Genomic DNA, 20,417 nt, shown 5'->3' with positions numbered 1-20,417 from the left:
ACCTGTTGGTGCGGCGCTGGTGTTTTTTTTTGGGGGGGCCCCCCCCCCCCGGGGGGGGGGGGGGGCCCCCCCCCCCCCCCCCTCACGCCCGTGCTGCTACTGCGCGTCCTGCTCGTCGATGCCCAGACCGGGGAGCAGCCCCGGGAGCAGCGGTGGGAGGGTGACGTGCGGCGCGCCGGGGCGGCTGTTGTCGGACCGGTCCGGGTCCTGCGAGGAGGACGGGCTGGTGTCCGACTTCGGCGGGTCGAGCAGACCGCCGGTGTCGCCGCCGATCAGCCCCTGGTCCGCCTTGCTGCCGGAGCTGGAGGGCTGCGGGGTGCCGCTGCCCGTCCTGTCCCGGCCCGGGGTGGACGCCGTGGGTCCGGTTCGTTCGGTCCCGGAGGCCCCCGGCTGGGACGGGACCGCGTGTGCCGGGCCTCGGGTGCTGCCGGGGGGCTCGGGCAGCCGCGACTGCAGCGGCTCGACCTCCTGGTCTATGGCGTCGAAGACCGAACTCACCCGGTCTCCCACGTCATGCAGCTGCGCGGGCAGCCGACCGCGGAGCTTGCTCCAGGCCTCCCGGTGCGAGTGGGAGAACGAGGAGAGCGTCCGGATCGGGCCGAGTGCGCCGTTCCGTGCGTACGCCTCGTGCAGCAGGCGGTGGCCCTCGCTGGCATCGTGGTTCATGCCGTTCAGCGCGCGGCGGACTTCGCTCAGTTGTTCGTGGTCGAGTTGGCCTGCCCGGTCGCGCTCCATGAGGCGACGGGCCTCCTGGAGCCGGGTCGAGGCCTGGTCCAGATAGATCTCACCGCGGTCGGCGTTGTCATCCGCCATCCCGAGCTTGAGATCCTCCATACCGCGCTTCAGCCCGTACAGCGAATCACCGGGGAGGGCGTCGGAGCTGGCAGCGGCGACGCCGCTGAAGGCTCCGGCGGCCACACCGACGGCGAGTCCGCCCGCAGCGATGCCCTTCGACCAGCGGGAACGGGGGCGCAGTTTCCGGAGCGCGCTCGCCCGGTGGGCGCCGCGACCGGTCCGCTGTTCGGGCACCTGAGGGCCCTCGGACGCACCTCCCCCCGGGGCGGTGCCTTCCAGCAGCATGGCCTCCATGGCGGCAACGAGCTGGGCCCGCTGCACGACTCTCACCTCGGGGTCCAGCTGCGGTTTCGGTAGCTCGTCGAGACGGGTCACCAGGGCGAGCAACGGCTCTTGTTCGCCTGGTCCGTCCGAATCGCCGGGATCTTCTGGCTGGTCGGCCGCCGTGTCCCGGAGCGACTGCTCCTCCAGGACCTGGGCGAAGGCGTTCGCCCGCCGGTGTGCCGAAACTTGTCCGATCACTGGCGGCACCTCCTCTCGTCATGACGATCGACTCCCCTCGGGGTCCGGAAGGTTGCCCACCTTGAGCGCATTCACACGATCGAGTGAGCACTTACGGGCGTGGCGTGACCACAGGGAGCCTGCATCCCACTCAACGAGCCGCACAGCGCTTGGGTTACGGACGAAAGATGATCCGACCGCAGTATGACGGCAGCGTCATCAGCCCATGACCGAGGGTGAGTTGCGATCGGTGTTGATCACCGGGCGTCATCCGGCAGCAGTCGTGCCAGCGTGCGCACGGCCCGGTACTGGAGCGTCTTGATGGCACCCTCGTTCTTGCTCATCGCACGTGCCGTCTCGGCGACGGAGAGACCTTGCAGGAAGCGCAGGGTCACGCACTCCCGCTGTTGTGGGTTGAGCCGTTTGACGGCTTCGAGCAGGGCGGCGTTGGAGAGGGACTCCAGGACGGAGTCCTCCGGACTGCGTTCGACCTCGTTGGCGTCGAGCATTTCGCCCGTGGTCACTTCCAGCCTGAATCGGCTCGACTTGAAGTGGTCCGCGACCAGGTTCCGGGCGATGGTGACCAGCCAGGCGCCGAAGTCACGGCCCTGCCAGGTGAAGGTGGAGATACGGCGCAGAGCGCGTAGGAAGGTCTCACTGGTGAGATCCTCCGCCGTCGCCTTTCCGCCGACGCGGTAGTAGATGTAGCGGTAGACCGTGTCGCTGTACTGGTCGTAGAGGCGCCCGAAGGCATCGGCCTCGCCGGCCTGAGCACGTTCGACGAGGTCCATCATGCGAGCGCTGTCGCTGTCGGCCGCAGGCCGACGGACAGTGGACGTGCCGGTGCCGCCCCGGCTGTGTCTGCCGACCGCCGCACCGTTCTCGGCGAGGGCATAGCAGGGGCCGGCGGGCACAGGGGTGGCAAAAGCGGGGACGGCGTACGCGGTGGGGACAATGCCGCGCAGCTGGTCCAGGACCGTTGCGCGCAGCGTAGCCAGGCCCGAGGCGTCAACCCCGACGTGTGGGTACACGGGACTCCCAGAGGCAGAGCTTCCATCACGTGCAGTGCTGGACCTTTCACCCGACGTGATGACGAGTGGGGTCCGGTATGCGTCTGAGGAGAATAACGCTTCGTACAGGCAGTGCTACACCCAGTTGCTCAAATCATCGATTACGTCGCTTCTCTTACGTGAACGCGTCGAATCAAGTAGCACTTCGTGACCGCTTATTGATCGGATTGCCTCACGATCCGCTTGATTGCGGGGCCACTTGTGCGCGAGCGGGTGCAACGGGACTGGCGGCGCGGGTGGACGGGTAAGAAGTTCGATTTGCCCGTGCACGTGCCGGCTGGCGGCGTGTCGCGGTCAGGTGCGGATCTGGCGTGTCGGCGCGTCGAACGGATGCGTCGCGGCTGTCGCGCGGGGCACGGCGGGCCGGGTGGGTGGGCTCAGCGGCGGCGGCGGTGCAGAGCCATGGCCGCGGCGGTGCCCCCGGCCAGGGCGCCGACCCCTGCGGCTGCGGGGATGCCGACCTTGGCGGCCTTGCGGCCGGTGCGGTAGTCGCGCAGCCGCCACTCGCGCTCACGGGCGTGGCGGCGCAGCTTGGAGTCCGGGTTGATCGCGTACGGATGTCCGACCAGCGAGAGCATCGGGATGTCGTTGTGCGAGTCGCTGTACGCGGCGCACCGGCCCAGGTCCAGGCCTTCGGCGGCGGCAAGCGCCCGTACGGCTTCGGCCTTCGCCGGGCCGTGCAGGGGTTCGCCGACCAGGCGGCCCGTATAGACGCCGTTCACGGACTCGGCCACGGTGCCCAGGGCGCCGGTCAGGCCCAGGCGCCGGGCGATGATCGTCGCGGTCTCGATGGGGGCGGCCGTGACCAGCCACACCTTCTGACCCGCGTCCAGGTGGGCCTGGGCCAGCGCGCGGGTGCCGGGCCAGATGCGGTCCGCCATGTACTCGTCGTAGATCTCCTCGCCGATGGACATCAGCTCGGAGACCCGGTGGCCCTTGACGATGGACAGCGCGCTGTCGCGGGCGTCCTGCATGTGCTCCGGGTCCTCCACGCCGGCCAGCCGGAACCAGGCCTGCTGCCAGGCGAATCTGGCGAGTTCCCGGCGCTGGAAGAACTTCCGCTTGTAGAGGCCGCGGCCGAAGTGGAAGATCGCGGCGCCCTGCATCACGGTGTTGTCGAGGTCGAAGAAGGCAGCGGCCAGATCGTCCCCCACGACGGGGAATCCGAGCTCCGCAGCGGTCTCGCCCTCCGGCATCACCTGCGCCAGCTCTTGCGAGGACTTCCGGGCTGCTTCGGCAGCGGCCTCGCCTGCCAGCACGCTGCGTGCGGTTGCCGAGCGCTTACGAGGGGTGAGCCATCCCAGTGCGGCCATGTCGTGAGCATAGCCAGTCTGTTCGGCTGTTCCCGCCGTGTGGCGATGCGGTGGGGTGAACTCTTCGTTGCGTCACCGCACACTGCGGACCTCGGCGCCTCCGGCCGGGTCGGCGTTCGGCGCCTCACCGGGGCCCGGGGCGGAGTTCCGGTTGGGGGAAGGGGCGCGTGGGGGGAGAAGCCACCGGACCGGGCGGACAATGGCGGGATGAGTCCCCTGTTGCGCCGCCCGCACCGCGGCCCCGAGCCCCCCCACACCGTCACCCTGCTGGCGAAGCCCGGCTGCCACCTCTGCGACGACGCGAGAAAGGTCGTCGCCACGGTCTGCGAGGACCTCCGCACGGAGTGGGAAGAGAAGGACATCACCCAGGACGAGGCGCTGAACGCCGCGTACTGGGAGCAGATCCCCGTGGTCCTCATCGACGGCGCTCAGCACACGTTCTGGCGCGTCGATCCGGACCGCCTTCGTCGCGCACTGGGCGCCTGACCCCTAAACCCGGCTACCATCGTGGGCGATTTGAGCGGTCTCGGGGGCGATGACGTGAGGAGTGTGTGCGGTTTTGCCCCCATCGGGAAGCGAACGCATCGGACCGGCCCGCAGTTCCGGCGTCGCGCGGTCGCATCGCGTGACTCCGGTCACTTCAGGCGGACAAAACGGACACAATCTTTGTGCACGCGTTCACAAAGACATAGCCTGCATTCGACGGGGCGGTCCTGCGACACGAGGCCGCCTGCAGCCTCGCTCATCCCGCAGGAGCACCGTGGCAACTGGCCGAACTCACCGACCGGCGACCCGTAGCCGAGGAATCCCCGAGGCCACAGTCGCCCGACTTCCGCTGTATCTTCGCGCCCTCACCGGGCTCTCGGAGCGTTCCGTACCCACGGTTTCGTCCGAGGAGCTCGCGGCCGCCGCGGGGGTCAACTCCGCGAAGCTGCGCAAGGACTTCTCCTACTTGGGCTCGTACGGGACCCGCGGGGTCGGATACGACGTCGAATATCTCGTATATCAGATCTCGCGTGAGCTCGGTCTCACCCAGGACTGGCCAGTCGTCATCGTCGGCATCGGTAACCTCGGCGCCGCACTCGCCAACTACGGCGGGTTCGCCTCCCGGGGCTTCCGGGTCGCCGCACTGATCGACGCCGACCCGGAGATGGCCGGCAAGCCCGTCGCCGGGATCCCGGTGCAGCACAGCGACGACCTCGAGAAGATCATCAGCGACAACGGCGTCTCCATCGGCGTCATCGCGACCCCCGCAGGCGCGGCCCAGCCCGTCTGCGAGCGGCTGGTCGCCGCCGGCATCACCTCGATCCTCAACTTCGCGCCCACCGTGCTCTCGGTGCCCGACGGCGTCGACGTGCGCAAGGTGGACCTCTCCATCGAGCTGCAGATCCTCGCCTTCCACGAGCAGCGCAAGGCCGGCGAAGGGGCAGCCGCCGCGGCCGCCGCCGGGGCGCCGCCCCTCCGGGGAGCCGCGCACGCCGCCCACGCCGAACGGAAGGGACCCGACGGGGACATGCCCGCCGTGATGCCGGCATGAGTCTCCTGGTCGTCGGACTGAGCCACCGCAGCGCCCCCGTCAGCGTGCTCGAGCGTGCCGCGCTCTCCACTGACGCGCAGGCCAAGCTGTTGCAGGACACCCTGGCGGCGGAGCCCGCCGCGGAGGCCACGACGCTCGCCACCTGCAACCGCATCGAGCTGTACGCCGACGTGGACAAGTTCCACGCGGGCGTCGCCGAGCTGTCCACGCTGCTCGCCCAGCACAGCGGGGTCGGCCTGGACGAGCTCACTCCTTATCTCTATGTGCACTACGAGGACCGGGCCGTTCACCACCTCTTCTCGGTGGCCTGCGGACTGGACTCGATGGTCGTCGGCGAGGGACAGATCCTCGGCCAGATCAAGGACGCCCTGGCCCTCGGCCAGGAACTGCACACCGCAGGGCGGCTGTTGAACGATCTGTTCCAGCAGGCGCTGCGCGTGGGCAAGCGGGCCCACAGCGAGACCGGCATCGACCGGGCCGGGCAGTCGCTCGTCACCTTCGGTCTCGAGCAGCTCGCCGATGGTACGGACGTGGCCGTGTGGGCCAAGGAGAAGCGTGCCCTGGTGATCGGCGCGGGCTCGATGTCCTCGCTGGCCGCCGCCACGCTGTCCCGGGCCGGTATCGGTGAGGTCGTCGTGGCCAACCGCACACCGGCCCGTGCCGAGCGGCTCGTGGAGATCCTCCGCGCCGCCGGTACCGGAGCCAGGGCCGTCCCGATGGACGCGGTCGGCGCCGAGTTGGTCCGTGCCGACGTCGTCGTCTCCTGTACGGGTGCGACCGGCCTGGTACTGACCGCGGACGCCATCGCGGAAGCCCTGGACCGGCGGCCCGCACCCGCCGGTGCGTCCGGGGACGCGCGTCCCGTCCGGCTCGCCCTGCTCGACCTGGCCATGCCGCGCGATGTCGACGGCGCGGTGCACCGGATCGGCGGGGTGCGCCTGGTGGACATCGAGTCGCTGGCGGACGCGTCCGCCGACGCACCGATGGCCGCCGACGTCGACGCGGTACGCACCCTCGTCTCCGACGAGGTGGCGGCCTTCGGCGCCGCGCAGCGCGCCGCGCACATCACCCCGACCGTCGTCGCGCTGCGTACGATGGCGGCCGGCGTGGTCGCCGGTGAGATCGCGCGTCTCGACGGACGCCTCCCCGACCTGGACGACAAGCAGCGCGCCGAGATCACCCAGACCGTGCGCCGCGTCGTCGACAAGCTCCTGCACGCGCCCACCGTGCGGGTGAAGCAGCTCGCGAGCGAGCCCGGCGGAGCCGGGTACGCGGACGCGCTGCGTGAACTCTTCGACCTCGACCCGTTGACGGTCGCGGCCGTCAGCAGGGCCGATATGACCGACCTGAGCAACACAGATGTCAAGAACCGAGGGCGGGCATGACCAATGCCTTGAGGCTGGGGACCAGGCGGAGCAAGCTCGCCATGGCCCAGTCAGGACAAATTGCCGAGGCGGTGCGCCGCATCACGGGTCGCCCCGTGGAGCTCGTCGAGATCACCACGTACGGGGACACCTCCCGTGAGCATCTCGCGCAGATCGGTGGGACCGGTGTGTTCGTCACCGCGCTGCGTGACGCGCTGGTGAGCGGGGATGTCGACTTCGCCGTGCACTCCCTGAAGGACCTGCCGACCACGCAGCCCGACGAGCTGGTGCTCGCCGCGATCCCGGTCCGTGAGGACCCCAGGGACGTGCTGATCGCGCGGGACGGCCTGCCCTTCGAGCGGCTGCCGGACGGTGCCCGGGTGGGTACGGGTTCGCCGCGCCGGATGGCGCAGCTCAACGCGTACGCCCGTAACCACGGGCTCCGCATCGAGACCGTGCCGATCCGCGGCAACATCGACACCCGCATCGGCTTCGTCCGCAGCGGCGAGCTGGACGCGGTGGTTCTCGCCGCGGCCGGGCTCAGCCGGATCGGCAGGACCGCCGAAGTGACCGAGTTCCTGCCGGTCGACATCATCCTGCCCGCCCCCGGCCAGGGGGCCCTGGCAGTCGAGTGCGCGGCGTCGAACACCGCCCTCATTGCCTCGCTCGCGGAGCTCGACGACCCGTACACGCGGGCCGCCGTCACCGCCGAGCGATCCCTGCTCGCCGCCCTGGAGGCCGGTTGCAGTGCGCCTGTTGGCGCACTGGCCGACGTCCTGGCCGACGGGCAGTCTGCTGTCACCGAGATGCGCCTGCGCGGCGTCGTCGGCTCGCCCGACGGTTCCTCGCTGGTGCAGTTGTCCACCACCGGTCCCGTACCTGCGTCGCACGAAGGCATCGAGGCGCTCGGACGCGAACTCGCGTCCGAGATGCTGGCCAAGGGTGCGGCCGGTCTTATGGGGGAGCGAGCACGATGAGCCCCACCACATCGAACCACCCCGTCCTTCCCACGCACGGGCACGTCACCTTCCTCGGTGCCGGACCCGGAGATCCGGGACTGCTCACACTGCGCGCCGTGGAAGCCCTGGCGAGTGCGGACGTACTGATCGCCGAGCCGCAGGTGCTCGACGTGGTACGCGGCCATGCACGGGCATCCGTGAGCACGCCTCAGCTGACGATTGTTGACGAAGCGTCAACAGCCGCCGGTATCCCGGCCATCCGAGATGCGGGCAATCTTGTCATGGAGGCCGCGAGGAGCGGCAAGCGGGTCGTCCGTGCCGTCAGCGGCGACCCCGGCCTGGACGGGAACTCCGGCGAGGAGATGCTGGCCTGCGCCTCCGCCGGCATTCCCTTCGAGGTCGTCCCCGGCGTCTCCACGGCGGTGGGTGTGTCCGCCTACGCCGGTGTGCCGCTGCGCGACCAGCAGGGCACGGACGTGCGCTTCGTCGATGCCCGTACCGCGTCCGACCGCTGCTGGAGCGAGGTCGGTGCCAGCGACGCCACCGCCGTCGTCTCCGCCACCCTCGACACGGTCGGTGCGACCGCGGGTGAGCTGGTCTCCGCGGGCCGCAAGCCCGACACCCCGATGACCGTCACCATCGCCGGCACCACCACCCGCCAGCGCACCTGGTGCGCCACGCTCGGCACGGTCGCCCAGGTGCTCAAGCAGGCCAAGGTGCTGCCGTCGCCGGACGGCCACCAGCCGGTCATAGCCGTGGTCGGCGAGCGCAGCTCCGCCGCCCGGCGCGACCAGTTGTCGTGGTTCGAGTCCAAGCCGCTCTTCGGGTGGCGGGTGCTCGTGCCGCGTACGAAGGAGCAGGCGGCCTCGCTCTCCGACCAACTCCGGTCCTACGGCGCGGTGCCGCACGAGGTCCCCACCATCGCCGTCGAGCCGCCGCGCACCCCGCAGCAGATGGAGCGCGCGGTCAAGGGCCTGGTCACCGGCCGCTACGAGTGGATCGCGTTCACCTCGGTCAACGCAGTGAAGGCGGTCCGGGAGAAGTTCGAGGAGTACGGGCTCGACGCCCGGGCCTTCGCCGGGATCAAGGTCGCCGCCGTCGGTGAGCAGACGGCCGCCTCGTTGATCGAGTTCGGCGTCAAGCCCGATCTCGTACCGTCCGGCGAGCAGTCAGCGGCCGGGCTGCTGGAGGACTGGCCGCCCTACGACCCGGTCTTCGACCCGATCGACCGGGTTTTCCTGCCGCGCGCCGACATCGCCACCGAGACGCTGGTGGCCGGGCTCATCGAGCTGGGCTGGGAGGTCGACGACGTCACCGCCTACCGCACGGTGCGCGCGTCGCCGCCCCCGGCCGAGACCCGCGAGGGGATCAAGGGCGGCGGTTTCGACGCGGTGCTCTTCACCTCGTCGAGCACGGTCCGTAACCTGGTCGGTATCGCGGGCAAGCCGCACAATGTGACGGTCATCGCCTGCATCGGTCCGGCCACCGCCAAGACAGCCGAGGAGCACGGCCTCCGGGTCGACGTGATGTCGCCCGAGCCGTCCGTGCACCGGCTGGCCGAGGCACTCGCCGAGTTCGGCGCGCAGCGTCGGGAGACGGCGAAGGAGGCGGGTGAGACCGTCACCCGCCCCAGTGAGCGCCGCCCGGGTGGCCGCAGGCGACGCACCACCTGAGCGGTCGGCGTCCCCGTTTGCCGACCGGTCTTACGCGTTCGAGAAGGTAACTGAAGATGACTGTGTACGGATCGTTCCCCGGCGCCCGTCCCCGGCGGTTGCGCACCACCCCCGCGATGCGGCGGATGGTCGCCGAGACGCGGGTGCACCCGTCCGACCTGATCCTGCCCGCCTTCGTGCGGGAGGGCATCACGGAGCCGGTGCCGATCGCCGCGATGCCCGGCGTGGTCCAGCACACCCGGGACACCCTGCGGAAGGCGGCCGTCGAGGCGGTCTCCGCGGGCGTCTCGGGGATCATGCTCTTCGGCGTCCCCGAGGACGCCAAGAAGGACGCGACCGGTTCGGCCGGCACCGACCCGGAGGGCATCCTCCAAGTGGCGCTGCGCGATGTGCGGGCCGAGGTGGGCGACGAGCTGATCATCATGTCCGATCTCTGCCTCGACGAGTTCACCGACCACGGCCACTGCGGTGTGCTGGACGACTCGGGCCGTGTCGACAACGACGCCACCCTGGAGCGGTATGCCGAGATGGCCCAGGTCCAGGCCGACGCGGGCGCCCATGTGGTGGGCCCCAGCGGCATGATGGACGGCCAGGTCGGCGTGATTCGGGACGCCCTGGACACCATCGACAAGGAGGACGTGGCGATCCTCGCGTACACCGTGAAGTACTCGTCCGCCTTCTACGGCCCGTTCCGCGAGGCCGTCGGCTCGTCGCTGAAAGGCGACCGCAAGACCTACCAGCAGGACCCGGCGAACATCCGCGAGTCGCTGCGCGAGCTGGCGCTGGACCTCGACGAGGGCGCCGACATGGTGATGGTCAAGCCGGCCGGCCCCTACCTGGACGTCCTGGCCAAGGTCGCCGAATCGGTGGACGTGCCGGTGGCCGCGTACCAGATCAGCGGCGAGTACTCGATGATCGAGGCGGCCGCCGAGAAGGGCTGGATCGACCGGGACCGCGCGATCCTGGAGACCCTGACGGGCATCAAGCGGGCGGGCGCGAACATGATCCTGACGTACTGGGCGACGGAGGTCGCGCAGCAGCTCTGACGCGCCGACGGTGAACGGGCCACGGATACCGTGGCCCGTTCGTTGTTGTCCCCGGCCGCTCCGAAGCACTCCCCGCCAGTGCCTGCCGCCTCCCCGCCAGGCGGCGCTCTCGGACTCGCGGCCTGACCGGCCTACGGCCGGTCGCCGGGCGAAGCACCCGAGGGCGGTGCGGTCGCGGTGTGCTCAACTGCCCGCTGCGAGGCGCTCAGTCCCACCAGAACCACCACGCCCCCTGGTTCAGCAGAACCTTCTCGGCGTACCCGTCCAGGTCGTACGGCGGGCTCTGCTGGATGGTGTCCGGGCAGAACGCGAAGTGCTCGTCGGCGAGTGCCCGCGCCTCCGCCGCCGTGGTGGGCGGCCGCCCGACGGAGACGGTCAGGGTGTCGAAGCCGAGCGCCACCACCCGGATGTCGAAGCGGTCCTCCCACGAACGCAGCACCGCGCAGAGCCGGGCCACGTCGTTCTCCTGGTTCACCGGCCCCGACCAGCCGATGGCCGCCGGAATGTCCGCGCTGCGCCGTGCCGGGACGAGTGCCGGGCGCGCGCCCGGTATTTCGGATGCGGCGAGCTGCCGGGCGACCTCGGCAGCCAATTCGTCCGGGTCTTCGGACGTGCTCCGGGACGGAGTCGGCCCCAGACCGGGCCACGGGGCGCCGCCGGCCCCCAGCTCGTCGTCGGCGTACTCCTCCCAGAACTCGCGCAGTACGTCCTCGGCGTCGTGATCGCCCGCATACGAGGTCCTGGCCGGGGCGAGGTCCCACTCCTCGGGCCACTGGCCGCGGTCCCCGCCGTCGATCAGCACGGGAAGCAGCCCGAGCGGCCGGCCCGCCGCCCGCAGACCGGCCCACGCGGTCGGGTTTCCCGGCGCGTCGGCGTACCAGAGAAGAGGCTCGTGCCACGGGCCGTCGGAGGTGGTGTCCACCAGCGTGCCGGGCGGGAGGTCCAGGCCGGACGTGGCCAGGGAAGGGAGCGGATTCGGGAGCGTCGCCATGACGATGACCATAGAGGGGGCCACTGACACTGGTCGTTCCGTCGGTCCCATCGCCCTCCCGGCTGACCCCCTGCGTGAAAAACGTGAAGAGTTGCAGCCGATGTGTTCACGGGGCGCTCAGTTGAGCGGGCACTGAACACTTTGCGGCGAAGTGCTCACGTTTTTTCGCAGGGACGGTGTGCGGGCCGGGGCCGTCGTCCTGTGTCATACCCGCCTTGTAGGTTGGCCGTGTGAACCGAACCGATCGCCTCTACGCCCTGGTCGAGGAGTTGCGGGCTGTCGCGCCCCGGCCGCGCAGCGCGCGCTGGCTGGCCGGTCGTTTCGAGGTGAGCGTCCGCACGGTCGAACGGGACATCAGCGCGCTGCAGCAGTCGGGGGTGCCGGTCTACGCCGAGCCCGGCCGCACGGGCGGCTACTGCCTCGACAAGGCACGCACGCTGCCACCGGTCAACCTGACGCCGGGCGAAGCGGTCGCGATGGCGGTGGCGCTGCGGCGGCTGGAGGGCACGCCGTTCCAAGCGGCCGCGGGCTCGGCGCTGCGCAAGCTGGTCGCGGCGATGCAGGGTGACGACGCCGCCGCGGCCCATGACCTGGCGGGCCGTATCCACCTGCTCGGCGACGCGACCACCACACCGTCGATGCCCCGCATGGTGGCCGACGCGCTGGAGACCCGCCGCGTCCTGCGCATCGGCTACGGCGACCGCGACGGTGCCACCTCGATGCGCGAGATCGAGCCACTCGGTTACATCGGCAAGACCGACCGCTGGTATCTGGTGGCCTGGTGCCGGCTGCGCGACGCCCTGCGCGTCTTCCGCACCGACCGGATCACCTCGGTCTCGGTCACCGCCGAGGTGCCCCCGCCGCGCTCGCTGCGCAGCGAGGATCTCGACATTCCGGAGGGCATCGTCCGTCAGCTCACCCTGAATTGACGAAGCAGAGCCCCCGGCCGACAGGGCCGCCTCTCGGCTCAGGGCCGGACGGACGGTGGCGTGAACACCGAGAAGTGGTTACCGGCCGGGTCCAGCAGATGCGCGAACGTCACCCCGACCGGGTTGACCTGCGGCGCGCGCTGAACCTGGCCACCCGCCTCTTCGGCCCGTCGGCAGGCCGCCTCGACGTCCTCGACCAGCACGCTGAAAACCGCGTAACCGGGCATCTTTCCCTCGGTCGCGAAGAGTCCGCCGTGCAACCCCTCCGCGTCGCCCGTGGTGAGGACCTGGTACGCCGGGTCGGTGCTCTTCGTGTCGTCGTGCGAGGCCGTCCAGCCGAACACGTCACCGTAGAACCGCTTCGCGGCCGCCGGGTCGTCGGTGCCGATCTCGAACCAGCCGATGCCGTTGAATCCAGGCATGTCATCCCTCTCGTGTCGCACCGGGCCTCTCCCGGCTCGACCCACTCTCGGGGACGGCGGCGACAACCCCCTGTCGGTGTTTACGCGCGGTGGGGAAACTTCGCTGCCGGGGCGCCCCCTGCCTCCTCAGCTGCCTTGGCCAAAGCCAGCAGGCCGGCCTCCCCTCCATGCCTGGCGATCAACTGGAGCCCGACCGGCCGGCCGGTCGGAGTGGTGCCTGCGGGCAGGCTGATGGCAGGGCGTCCGCTGATATTGAAGGCCCAGGTCAAGGCCACGCTCATGGCGTTCCCGGGCGTTCCCGGGCGTTCCCGGGCGTTCCCGGGCGGCCCCTGGTGGCCGTGTGGTGCGTGGGGGGTGGTCGGGGTGGCCAGGAGGTCGGCGTGGGCGAAGGTGCGTTCAACCGCAGTTGCTTGCGGAAGACCGTGGAGCTGTGCCGGACCGTCATACCCACCCGCAGGTACAGGTCGAGTGCGCCGGTGTCCGAGTGTGTCCAGAGCGTGCAGGAGCGTCGGCCTGCCCGATGGAAGGCGCGGAAGGTACGGCGCAGCAGTAGTCGCGCGATGCCTTGGCCCCGGTGATCGTGGCGCACGCCGATGTCGTCGGCAGTCGCAGGGCGTGAACGGTAGCTGGACGGCAGCATCGGGGTGAGAAGGGACATCAGAAGACCGTAGTGCGGCGCCGATCACACCGTCCAGAACCCCTTTCGCGCAAACGAACGAGGATGCGCGACCAGAGTGTGATCCGCCGGACAGGCCCTAACCCTCCGGGGCGAACGCGGCGAGCTGTTCGTCGATCGGTGCGCCGGTCAGCCGGTTGGCGAAGGTGGAGAGGGTGTAGGTGCCGATGCCCAGGACGACTTCCAGGGCGTTCTGGGCGGTGTAGCCGTGCTTGAGGAACGCGCTGAGTCGGGTCTCCTCGACCGCGCCGGCGGTGGCGAGTACCGCCAGGGTGAAGGCGCGCAGCGCCTCCAGTTTGGCGTCCGGCAGCGGCTGTTGGGCGCGGAGTGCCTTGATGAGGGCGGGGTCCGCGTGCATCGCGGTGAGCTTCGCCGTATGCATGGCCACGCACACGTGGCACTCGTTGCGAGTGGCGATGGTGAGGATCAGGACCTCGCGGTCGAGTTGCGCGAGGGTGGTCGATTCGAAGATCGCGCTGAGCTTCAGGAAGCCGTCGAGGGTGTGGGGCGAGGTGGCCATCCGGGCCACGGGCGACGGCAGGTAGCCGAGCCGGTCGGTGGTCGCCCGCAGGGCGCGACGTGCGGCTTCGGGGGCGGATTCGAGTGTGTGATCGGGAAACGCGGTGACTGGCATAGATGACCCCTCGGCCGTAAAATCGACAACGTGATTGACGAAAAGGTAAACCACATTGTCGAGTTTCGCAATGGCTGAGGCTGCGCCGGGGCCGGGGCGCGGCTTCGAGTTGCCGCTGCTGCTGTTCGCCGGATTCCGTTCGCTCATCGACGAGTTGCACGCCGAACTGGCTCAGGAGGGGCACCCCGAGGTGCGGCCCGCGTACGGGTTCGCGTTGCAGGCCGTGGGCCGGCAGGGCGCCACCGCGACCGAGATCGGGCGGCGGCTCGGCGTCTCCAAGCAGGCGGCCGGCAAGACGGTGGAGCGGCTGGAAATGCTGGGTTACGTCGAGCGCTTCGACGATCCCGCCGATGGACGGCGGAAGCTGGTCCGGCTCACCGCGCGAGGCGTCGACGTACTGGTGCGCTCGGCCGCGATCTTCGACCGGTTGCACGCCCAGTGGGCGAGCGAGCTGGGCCCGGCCCGCCTGGCCGACCTGGAGTCGAGCCTCAGAACGATGGCGCCGGAGGGGGCGTTCCGGCTCGACGCCGCGAGCTGGTTCGCGGGGTGAAGGGCGCGGGTTGTGCGTTGCGGGCAACGCACAACCCGCGACTCCGCTACCAGACCAGCGCGTCGGCTGCCGAGTACTGCCAGTACGTGACGTAGGCGCCGTTGTTCACCACCGTGCCCGCCGGGAGCTTCAGCCGGTCCGGGGCGGTGTGGGTTGAGCCGCCGTTACGGGCCTTGAAGGAGAGCGTGGCGTGCTTGGCCTTGTGCTGGTGGTGGTTGCCCTCGCCGGCCAGGCCGAGCGACGCGTAACCGGACTCGCCGGGGAAGAGGGTGACCACGGCCTGCGGCTGGCTGTCCTCGACGACCTTCGCGTGCCAGGTGTCGTGGTCGAAGGTGACGGTGGGGGCGTAGTAGGCGTCGCAGGTGCGGGTGCCGGCGTTGGTGATCTTGATGAGCAGGTGGTTCACCGGTCGGCTCACCTTGCTGACGGTGACCTTGGTGTTGTCGCCGACACAGGTGACCCGCTTCGCGGCCCCGGCGGGCGCCGCAGTGGCGGCGGCCGTGGAGAGGCCGGTCAGGGCGAGTGCGGCGACCAGGGTGGTGGCGGCGATGCGGGTGCGGCGGATGTTCATGGTGAGTGGTTCTCCCCGTGTTGTTCGGAATGACGTGTCAGAAGTGCGCGATGAGCGTCGCGACGGTCGCCGTGGACGCGGCCAGGACAACCAGGGCCACGAGATCGGTGAGGCCGGACCGGAATCTGCTGGTCACGAACTCAGCTTGTGGGGTGGCTGATTCCGGCCGCAATCGTTCCCGGTCCATTGGGGACGCTGGAACGCCTGCGCGTACTGTGACCTGGGGAGATACGAGGTCCCTGGAACGCCTGCCTGGGACGCGGTACGAGGGGGAACAGTGGCTGTGGGCTCGGAGACCGAGGAATTCGCCGCGCTGCTGCGGAAGCTGAAGGTCCGTTCGGGGCGCAGCTACGGGGTGCTCGCGGGGAAGCTCCACATGAGCACCTCCACTGTCCACCGTTACTGCAACGGCGATGCGGTGCCGACCGAGTACGCGCCGGTCGAGCGGTTCGCGCGGCTCTGCACGGCGACACCGGACGAGCTGGTCGAGCTGCACCGGCGGTGGATCCTGGCCGACGCGGTGAGGCGGCGGCCGAAGGGTGTGGTGGCCACGGACGAGGTGGTCCCGGAGGCCGTCCCGGTGGCCGCGCCCGAGCCCGCACCGGTGCGCCCCGTTGCTGCTGCCCCCGCCGCCCGCTGGACGAGGCGGCGACAGCCGTGGCTCATCGGAGCCGCCGTCGCCGCGAGCGTCGCCGTGGCCGTGCCGGTCGCCGTAGCTCTCACGCACTCGGGCACATCGCGGCCTTCGGGGACGTCGACGGTCGCCGTCGTTCCCGAGAAGATCCCGGCGCCTCCGAGTTCGTCGGCGCCTGCCGAACCGTCGAAGCGGCCGACCGGCTCCGCGCCCCCGTCCCGGTCCGCCTCGCCGTCCGTATCCGCCGGTCACAGCCACGCCCCATCGGGGGCTCTGGGCGCCGACGGGGCCAGCGTTCCCGCCGTGCCCCTGAGCGTGGACGTGCGGCCGTACCTCTGGGACGGGCCGTGCAGCCAGTCGTATCTGGTGGACCGGAAACCGGACCGAGTGCCCCCGCCGGTCACCGAACAGGACGCCGCCGACTGGGCCAGTGGTCTCGGCGCAGTGTCCTCCGGCGGGGCGCGGATCGAGTTGTCCGTGCAGGGGAAAACGACGGACGCGGTGGTGCTGCAGGCCCTGCACGTACGGATCGTGGGGCGTCACGCGCCGCTCGGCTGGGCGTCGTACGCGATGGGCGACGGCTGCGGCGGCGGACTCGTCCCGGCGGCCTTCGACGTGAACCTCGACGCGGGTATGCCGGTGACCCGGGCGACCAGCGGGGTCCAGGGCGACCGAAAGATTCCGGCCACGGACTTCCCGTACATGGTGTCCACGACCGACCCGCAGGTGCTCGAGGTGAACGCGCACACGGCGGGCCACGACGTCAGCTGGTACCTGGAGCTCCGCTGGAGCAGCGGCGACCGGCACGGGACGCTGCTCATCGGTGACCACGGCAAGCCGTTCCGGGCGAGCGCCGCCGGGAACGGCCTGCCGCATTACGTCCACCCGCTGGGCGGCGACGGCTGGGAAGCGGTCGAGCCGGGCGAATGAGGCCCCGGCAGCCGTGGTTCAGAGCCGCTCGGGCGTCCGGATGCCCAGCAGCTCCATGCCCTGGTGGAGCGTGCGGGCGGTGAGCTCGCAGAGGAACAGCCGGTTCTCGATGTGCGCCGGGGTCTCGGCCTTGAGGACCGGGCACTCGGCGTAGAACGTCGTGTAGTGCGAGGCCAACTGGTAGAGGTACGCGGCCAGTTTGTGCGGGGCGTACTCGGCGGCGACCTCGCTGAGCGTCTCGGCGAACCGGTCCAGGTGCAGGCCCAGCGTGCGCTCGGCCGGGGCCAGCGCCAGCTCCGGGTGCGCGGCAGGCCCGGTGTCGCCAGCCTTGCGGAGGATCGACTGGATACGGGCGTACGCGTACTGGAGGTAGACGCTGGTGTCGCCGTTCAGCGACACCATCTGGTCCAGGTCGAACTTGTAGTCCCGGCTCGCGGACGTCGACAGGTCCGCGTACTTCACCGCTCCGATGCCGACCTGCGTGCCGCGCTCGGCGATCTCCTCCTCGGTGAGGTCCTGCGCCTTCTCCCGCACGACCGCGGACGCGCGCTCGGTGGCCTCGTCGAGCAGGTCCTCCAGCCGCACCGTCTCGCCCTCACGGGTCTTGAACGGCTTGCCGTCCTTGCCGAGGACCGTGCCGAACGCCAGCTGGTAGGCCTTGACCTCGTCGCTCAGCCAGCCGATCCGGCGGGCCGTCTCGAAGACCATCTTGAAGTGCAGGGACTGGCGGGCGTCCACGACATAGACCAGCGTGTTCGCCTTGAGCTCCTGCACCCGGTTGCGGATGGCGGAGAGGTCGGTGGCCGCATAGCCGTAACCGCCGTTGGTCTTCTTGACGATGAGCGGCACCGGGTTGCCGTCCGGGCCCTTCACGTCGTCGAAGAAGACGCAGAGCGCGCCCTCGGAGCGGACCGCGACGCCGGACTCCTCCAGCAGGCGGCAGGTCTCCTCGAGCATGTCGTTGTAGGCGGACTCACCGACGATGTCGGGGTCGCTGATCTCCATGTCCAGCTTGTTGAAGACCGAGTAGAAGTAGATCTTCGACTCGTCGACGAACTGCTGCCACAGCGCGCGCGTCTCCGGGTCCCCGGACTGCAGGGCGACCACCCGGTCACGCGAGCGCTCCTTGAACGCCTCGTCGGAGTCGAAGACCGCCCGGGATGCCTTGTAGATCCGGTTGAGCGCGGACATCGCGGCCTCACCGGCCGCCTCGCCGCCCTCGTGGTCCAGCTCGTGGGGGTGCTCGATCAGGTACTGGATGAGCATCCCGTACTGGGTGCCCCAGTCACCGATGTGGTGGCGGCGCACCACCGTCTCGCCCTCGAACTCCATGATCTTGGCCATCGCGTCGCCGATCACGGCGGAGCGCAGGTGCCCGACGTGCATCTCCTTGGCGACGTTCGGCTGGGCGTAGTCGATGACCGTGGTGCCCGGGTTCGCGGCGAACGGCACGCCGAGGCGGCCGTCGGCGGCGCGGGCGGCGAGGGTTTCGGTGATCGCCCGGTCGGCGAGTCTGATGTTGAGGAAGCCGGGTCCGGAGACCTCGATGTCCTTGATCAGCTCGTTGGCCGGGATCGCCGCGGTGACGGTGGCCGCCAGCTCGCGCGGGTTGCCCTTGAGCTTCTTGGCGAGCGCCAGGATGCCGTTGGCCTGGAAGTCGGCCCGGTCGCTTCGGCGCAGCAGCGGGTCCGAGACGCCGGCGTCCGGCAGAGCTGCCGTCAGGGCGTCCGAGAGGTGCTGCTGGAGCGTCGAAGCGAGCGAGGTGACCGAGACTGGCTCAGGCATGGGGCCGACTGCCGTTTCCGTAGGGGTACAAGGGATGGACCCAAGTATCCCATGGCCCGTAAAGCCATTTTCGCGGTCGGCGGGGGACCTGGGACAATGGCTGTCGCCAGTACTGGCCGACGGTACCTGCAAACGGTACTCGCGGACCGTACTCACCGGCGTACGAGAAAGAAGGACGTGCCGATCGTGGCTCAGAGCACAGAGACCGACTGGGTCTCCCGTTTCGCGGACGATGTCATCGCCGAATCGGAGCGTCGTGCCCAGGGCGCGAAACTCGGCGGCGCGGCCTCGCCGGTGATCGTCGTGGCGTCCGGGCTGTCCCCGTCCGGGCCGATCCACCTGGGCAATCTGCGTGAGGTGATGACCCCGCACCTGGTCGCGGACGAGATCCGGCGGCGCGGGTACCAGGTGCGGCACCTGATCTCGTGGGACGACTACGACCGGTACCGCAAGGTGCCGAACGGCGTGCCCGGCGTCGACGGCTCCTGGGCCGAGCACATCGGTAAGCCGCTGACCTCGGTGCCGGCGCCCGCCGGGTCCGCGTACCCGAACTGGGCCGAGCACTTCAAGGCCGCGATGGCCGAGGCGCTCACCGAGCTGGGCGTGGAGTACGACCCGATCAGCCAGACCGAGCAGTATCTGGCCGGCACCTATCGCGAGCAGATCCTGCACGCGATGAAGCACCGCGGCGACATCGACGCCATCCTCGACCGGTACCGGACCAAGAAGGACCCGGCGCAGGCGGACAAGCAGGCCGACAAGCCGTCGAAGAAGCAGGGCCAGAAGCAGAGCCAGAAGCCGCTCGACGAGGCCGAGATCGAGGCCGCCGAGGGATCCGGAGCGGCGGACGAGGACGACGGCAGCGGCGCCGGCACCGAGTACTACCCGTACAAGCCGTACTGCGGTTCGTGCGGGAAGGACCTCACCAAGGTCACCGCGTACGACGACGAGAGCACGTCGCTGACCTACACCTGCACCCATTGCGGGCACTCCGAGACCGTGCTGCTGAGTGAGTTCAACCGCGGCAAGCTGGTCTGGAAGGTCGACTGGCCGATGCGCTGGGCCTACGAGGGCGTGGTCTTCGAGCCCAGCGGTGTCGACCACTCGTCGCCCGGGTCGTCGTTCGTGGTCGGCGGGCAGATCGTCCGGGAGATCTTCGACGGCGTGCAGCCGATCGGACCGATGTACGCGTTCGTCGGGATCAGCGGCATGGCGAAGATGTCGTCCTCGAAGGGCGGCGTGCCGACGCCGGCCGACGCGCTGAAGATCATGGAGGCGCCGCTGCTGCGCTGGCTGTACGCACGGCGCAGGCCCAACCAGTCGTTCAAGATCGCCTTCGACCAGGAGATCCAGCGGCTCTACGACGAGTGGGACGCGCTGGCCAAGAAGGTGGCCGACGGTTCCGTGCTGCCCGCCGACGCGGCGGCGCACTCGCGGGCGACCCGCACCGCCGCCGGTGAACTGCCGCACACCGAGCGCCCGCTGTCCTACCGCACGCTGGCATCGGTCGCGGACATCACGGCGGGCGCCGAGGAGCAGACGCTGCGGATCCTCAGCGAACTGGACCCGGAGAATCCGATCGCCTCGCTCGACGCGGTACGGCCACGGCTGGACTGCGCGGAGAACTGGATCACCACCCAGGTACCGGCCGAGCAGCGCACCGTGGTGCGGGACGAGCCGGACACCGAGATCCTGACCGGCCTCGCCGACCAGGACCGGGAGTCGCTGCGGCTGCTGGTCGACGGCCTGGACTCGCACTGGTCGCTGGAGGGCCTGACGGCGCTCGTCTATGGCGTGCCGAAGATCCAGGCGGGCTTCGCTCCGGACGCCAAGCCGACCCCGGAGATGAAGGTCGCGCAGCGCACCTTCTTCGCGCTGCTCTACCGGCTGCTGGTCGGCCGCGACACCGGGCCCCGGCTGCCCACCCTGCTGCTCGCCGTCGGCGCCGACCGGGTACGGAAGCTGCTCGGCGCCTGAGCGCGCCGCACGGCTGAGGGCCGCCGCCCCGGAACGGTCCGGGGCGGCGGCCCTCAGCCC

Annotated in this window: 19 protein-coding genes and 1 pseudogene; 10 read left to right on the top strand and 10 right to left on the bottom strand. The window is 70.3% G+C overall.

The features are described from left to right. Positions 1-96: 96 nt before the first annotated feature. From AB0M87_RS12750 to AB0M87_RS12740, 3 genes are all read right to left on the bottom strand, one after another. A complete protein-coding gene (locus AB0M87_RS12750; protein ID WP_365851943.1) occupies positions 97-1,317 on the bottom strand; it encodes a DUF5667 domain-containing protein in 1,221 nt (406 codons plus the stop codon). Positions 1,318-1,553: 236 nt separating this feature from the next. Continuing rightward, positions 1,554-2,327: an ECF subfamily RNA polymerase sigma factor, BldN family gene (locus AB0M87_RS12745; protein ID WP_365851941.1), complete on the bottom strand. Its 774-nt coding sequence runs from the start codon at positions 2,325-2,327 to the stop codon at positions 1,554-1,556. A 416-nt stretch (positions 2,328-2,743) separates the two neighbouring features. Then, entirely contained in the window at positions 2,744-3,679 is a 936-nt protein-coding gene (locus AB0M87_RS12740) for an HAD-IB family hydrolase (protein ID WP_365851940.1), read from the bottom strand. 207 nt (positions 3,680-3,886) lie between these two features. Between AB0M87_RS12740 and AB0M87_RS12735 the strand changes: the two genes are divergently transcribed. From AB0M87_RS12735 to hemB, 6 genes are all read left to right on the top strand, one after another. Beyond that, positions 3,887-4,165, top strand: coding sequence for a glutaredoxin family protein (locus AB0M87_RS12735; RefSeq protein WP_365851939.1), 279 nt, complete (start codon positions 3,887-3,889; stop codon positions 4,163-4,165). A 274-nt stretch (positions 4,166-4,439) separates the two neighbouring features. Further along, positions 4,440-5,216, top strand: coding sequence for a redox-sensing transcriptional repressor Rex (locus AB0M87_RS12730; protein WP_365851938.1), 777 nt, complete (start codon positions 4,440-4,442; stop codon positions 5,214-5,216). Further along, positions 5,213-6,601, top strand: coding sequence for a glutamyl-tRNA reductase (locus tag AB0M87_RS12725; protein WP_365851937.1), 1,389 nt, complete (start codon positions 5,213-5,215; stop codon positions 6,599-6,601). Before AB0M87_RS12730 ends, AB0M87_RS12725 begins: the two co-directional genes overlap by 4 nt. After that, positions 6,598-7,557 carry a hydroxymethylbilane synthase gene (hemC, locus tag AB0M87_RS12720; RefSeq protein ID WP_365851936.1) on the top strand — a complete coding sequence of 320 codons (960 nt, stop codon included), beginning with the start codon at positions 6,598-6,600 and terminating at the stop codon, positions 7,555-7,557. The genes AB0M87_RS12725 and hemC overlap by 4 nt, the downstream gene beginning before the upstream one ends. Further along, positions 7,554-9,212, top strand: a complete 1,659-nt coding sequence (locus AB0M87_RS12715; RefSeq protein WP_365851935.1) for a bifunctional uroporphyrinogen-III C-methyltransferase/uroporphyrinogen-III synthase — start codon at positions 7,554-7,556, stop codon at positions 9,210-9,212. Before hemC ends, AB0M87_RS12715 begins: the two co-directional genes overlap by 4 nt. Before the next feature lie 56 nt (positions 9,213-9,268). Beyond that, positions 9,269-10,258 (top strand): porphobilinogen synthase, encoded by a 990-nt coding sequence (gene hemB, locus AB0M87_RS12710; protein WP_365851934.1) that lies wholly within the window; start codon positions 9,269-9,271, stop codon positions 10,256-10,258. A gap of 205 nt (positions 10,259-10,463) precedes the next feature. Here the strand turns inward: hemB and AB0M87_RS12705 are convergent, their stop codons facing one another. Then, on the bottom strand, positions 10,464-11,249 hold the full coding sequence (locus AB0M87_RS12705; RefSeq protein ID WP_365851933.1) for a DUF4253 domain-containing protein: 786 nt from the start codon (positions 11,247-11,249) through the stop codon (positions 10,464-10,466). Positions 11,250-11,479: 230 nt separating this feature from the next. Between AB0M87_RS12705 and AB0M87_RS12700 the strand changes: the two genes are divergently transcribed. Beyond that, the gene (locus AB0M87_RS12700; protein ID WP_365851932.1) at positions 11,480-12,178 is read left to right on the top strand and encodes a YafY family protein; all 699 of its coding nucleotides are present in this window, start codon (positions 11,480-11,482) and stop codon (positions 12,176-12,178) included. A gap of 38 nt (positions 12,179-12,216) precedes the next feature. Here the strand turns inward: AB0M87_RS12700 and AB0M87_RS12695 are convergent, their stop codons facing one another. The 4 genes and pseudogenes from AB0M87_RS12695 to AB0M87_RS12680 form a co-directional block, all read right to left on the bottom strand. Next, a complete protein-coding gene (locus tag AB0M87_RS12695) occupies positions 12,217-12,600 on the bottom strand; it encodes a VOC family protein (protein ID WP_365851931.1) in 384 nt (127 codons plus the stop codon). An 80-nt stretch (positions 12,601-12,680) separates the two neighbouring features. Further along, positions 12,681-12,980, bottom strand: a pseudogene (locus tag AB0M87_RS12690) (amidase family protein); the annotation flags it as partial. Further along, positions 12,878-13,240 carry a GNAT family N-acetyltransferase gene (locus AB0M87_RS12685; RefSeq protein WP_365851969.1) on the bottom strand — a complete coding sequence of 121 codons (363 nt, stop codon included), beginning with the start codon at positions 13,238-13,240 and terminating at the stop codon, positions 12,878-12,880. The gene AB0M87_RS12685 and the pseudogene AB0M87_RS12690, both read right to left, overlap by 103 nt. A 115-nt stretch (positions 13,241-13,355) precedes the next feature. After that, a complete protein-coding gene (locus AB0M87_RS12680) occupies positions 13,356-13,910 on the bottom strand; it encodes a carboxymuconolactone decarboxylase family protein (RefSeq protein ID WP_365851930.1) in 555 nt (184 codons plus the stop codon). Positions 13,911-13,980: 70 nt separating this feature from the next. On the opposite strand from AB0M87_RS12680, the gene AB0M87_RS12675 reads away from it, so the two are divergent. Next, positions 13,981-14,460, top strand: coding sequence for a MarR family transcriptional regulator (locus AB0M87_RS12675; protein ID WP_365851929.1), 480 nt, complete (start codon positions 13,981-13,983; stop codon positions 14,458-14,460). 46 nt (positions 14,461-14,506) lie between these two features. Here AB0M87_RS12675 and AB0M87_RS12670 read toward each other — a convergent pair whose 3' ends face one another. After that, positions 14,507-15,031 carry a DUF4232 domain-containing protein gene (locus AB0M87_RS12670; RefSeq protein WP_365851928.1) on the bottom strand — a complete coding sequence of 175 codons (525 nt, stop codon included), beginning with the start codon at positions 15,029-15,031 and terminating at the stop codon, positions 14,507-14,509. A gap of 277 nt (positions 15,032-15,308) precedes the next feature. Here AB0M87_RS12670 and AB0M87_RS12665 point away from each other — a divergent pair, with 277 nt between their 5' ends. After that, entirely contained in the window at positions 15,309-16,595 is a 1,287-nt protein-coding gene (locus AB0M87_RS12665; protein ID WP_365851927.1) for a helix-turn-helix transcriptional regulator, read from the top strand. 18 nt (positions 16,596-16,613) lie between these two features. On the opposite strand, the gene argS is transcribed toward AB0M87_RS12665, so the two are convergent. Next, the gene (argS, locus tag AB0M87_RS12660; RefSeq protein WP_365851926.1) at positions 16,614-18,380 is read right to left on the bottom strand and encodes an arginine--tRNA ligase; all 1,767 of its coding nucleotides are present in this window, start codon (positions 18,378-18,380) and stop codon (positions 16,614-16,616) included. Positions 18,381-18,557: 177 nt separating this feature from the next. Here argS and lysS point away from each other — a divergent pair, with 177 nt between their 5' ends. Continuing rightward, positions 18,558-20,357, top strand: a complete 1,800-nt coding sequence (gene lysS / locus AB0M87_RS12655) for a lysine--tRNA ligase (RefSeq protein ID WP_365851925.1) — start codon at positions 18,558-18,560, stop codon at positions 20,355-20,357. The last annotated feature ends 60 nt before the right edge of the window (positions 20,358-20,417 follow it).

The sequence above is a fragment of the Streptomyces sp. NPDC051320 genome, from assembly GCF_040682175.1.
In the GTDB taxonomy this organism is placed as follows: domain Bacteria; phylum Actinomycetota; class Actinomycetes; order Streptomycetales; family Streptomycetaceae; genus Streptomyces.
This window is presented reverse-complemented; position numbering and strand designations above follow the sequence as displayed.

Coding starts and splice junctions, on each gene's coding strand:
- AB0M87_RS12680 (WP_365851930.1), bottom strand. CDS start 13,910: ATGCCAGTCACCGCGTTTCCCGATCACACACTCGAATCCGCCCCCGAA.
- hemB (WP_365851934.1), top strand. CDS start 9,269: ATGACTGTGTACGGATCGTTCCCCGGCGCCCGTCCCCGGCGGTTGCGC.
- AB0M87_RS12735 (WP_365851939.1), top strand. CDS start 3,887: ATGAGTCCCCTGTTGCGCCGCCCGCACCGCGGCCCCGAGCCCCCCCAC.
- AB0M87_RS12695 (WP_365851931.1), bottom strand. CDS start 12,600: ATGCCTGGATTCAACGGCATCGGCTGGTTCGAGATCGGCACCGACGAC.
- AB0M87_RS12685 (WP_365851969.1), bottom strand. CDS start 13,240: ATGCTGCCGTCCAGCTACCGTTCACGCCCTGCGACTGCCGACGACATC.
- AB0M87_RS12715 (WP_365851935.1), top strand. CDS start 7,554: ATGAGCCCCACCACATCGAACCACCCCGTCCTTCCCACGCACGGGCAC.
- AB0M87_RS12725 (WP_365851937.1), top strand. CDS start 5,213: ATGAGTCTCCTGGTCGTCGGACTGAGCCACCGCAGCGCCCCCGTCAGC.
- hemC (WP_365851936.1), top strand. CDS start 6,598: ATGACCAATGCCTTGAGGCTGGGGACCAGGCGGAGCAAGCTCGCCATG.
- AB0M87_RS12740 (WP_365851940.1), bottom strand. CDS start 3,679: ATGGCCGCACTGGGATGGCTCACCCCTCGTAAGCGCTCGGCAACCGCA.
- AB0M87_RS12705 (WP_365851933.1), bottom strand. CDS start 11,249: ATGGCGACGCTCCCGAATCCGCTCCCTTCCCTGGCCACGTCCGGCCTG.
- argS (WP_365851926.1), bottom strand. CDS start 18,380: ATGCCTGAGCCAGTCTCGGTCACCTCGCTCGCTTCGACGCTCCAGCAG.
- AB0M87_RS12670 (WP_365851928.1), bottom strand. CDS start 15,031: ATGAACATCCGCCGCACCCGCATCGCCGCCACCACCCTGGTCGCCGCA.
- AB0M87_RS12675 (WP_365851929.1), top strand. CDS start 13,981: ATGGCTGAGGCTGCGCCGGGGCCGGGGCGCGGCTTCGAGTTGCCGCTG.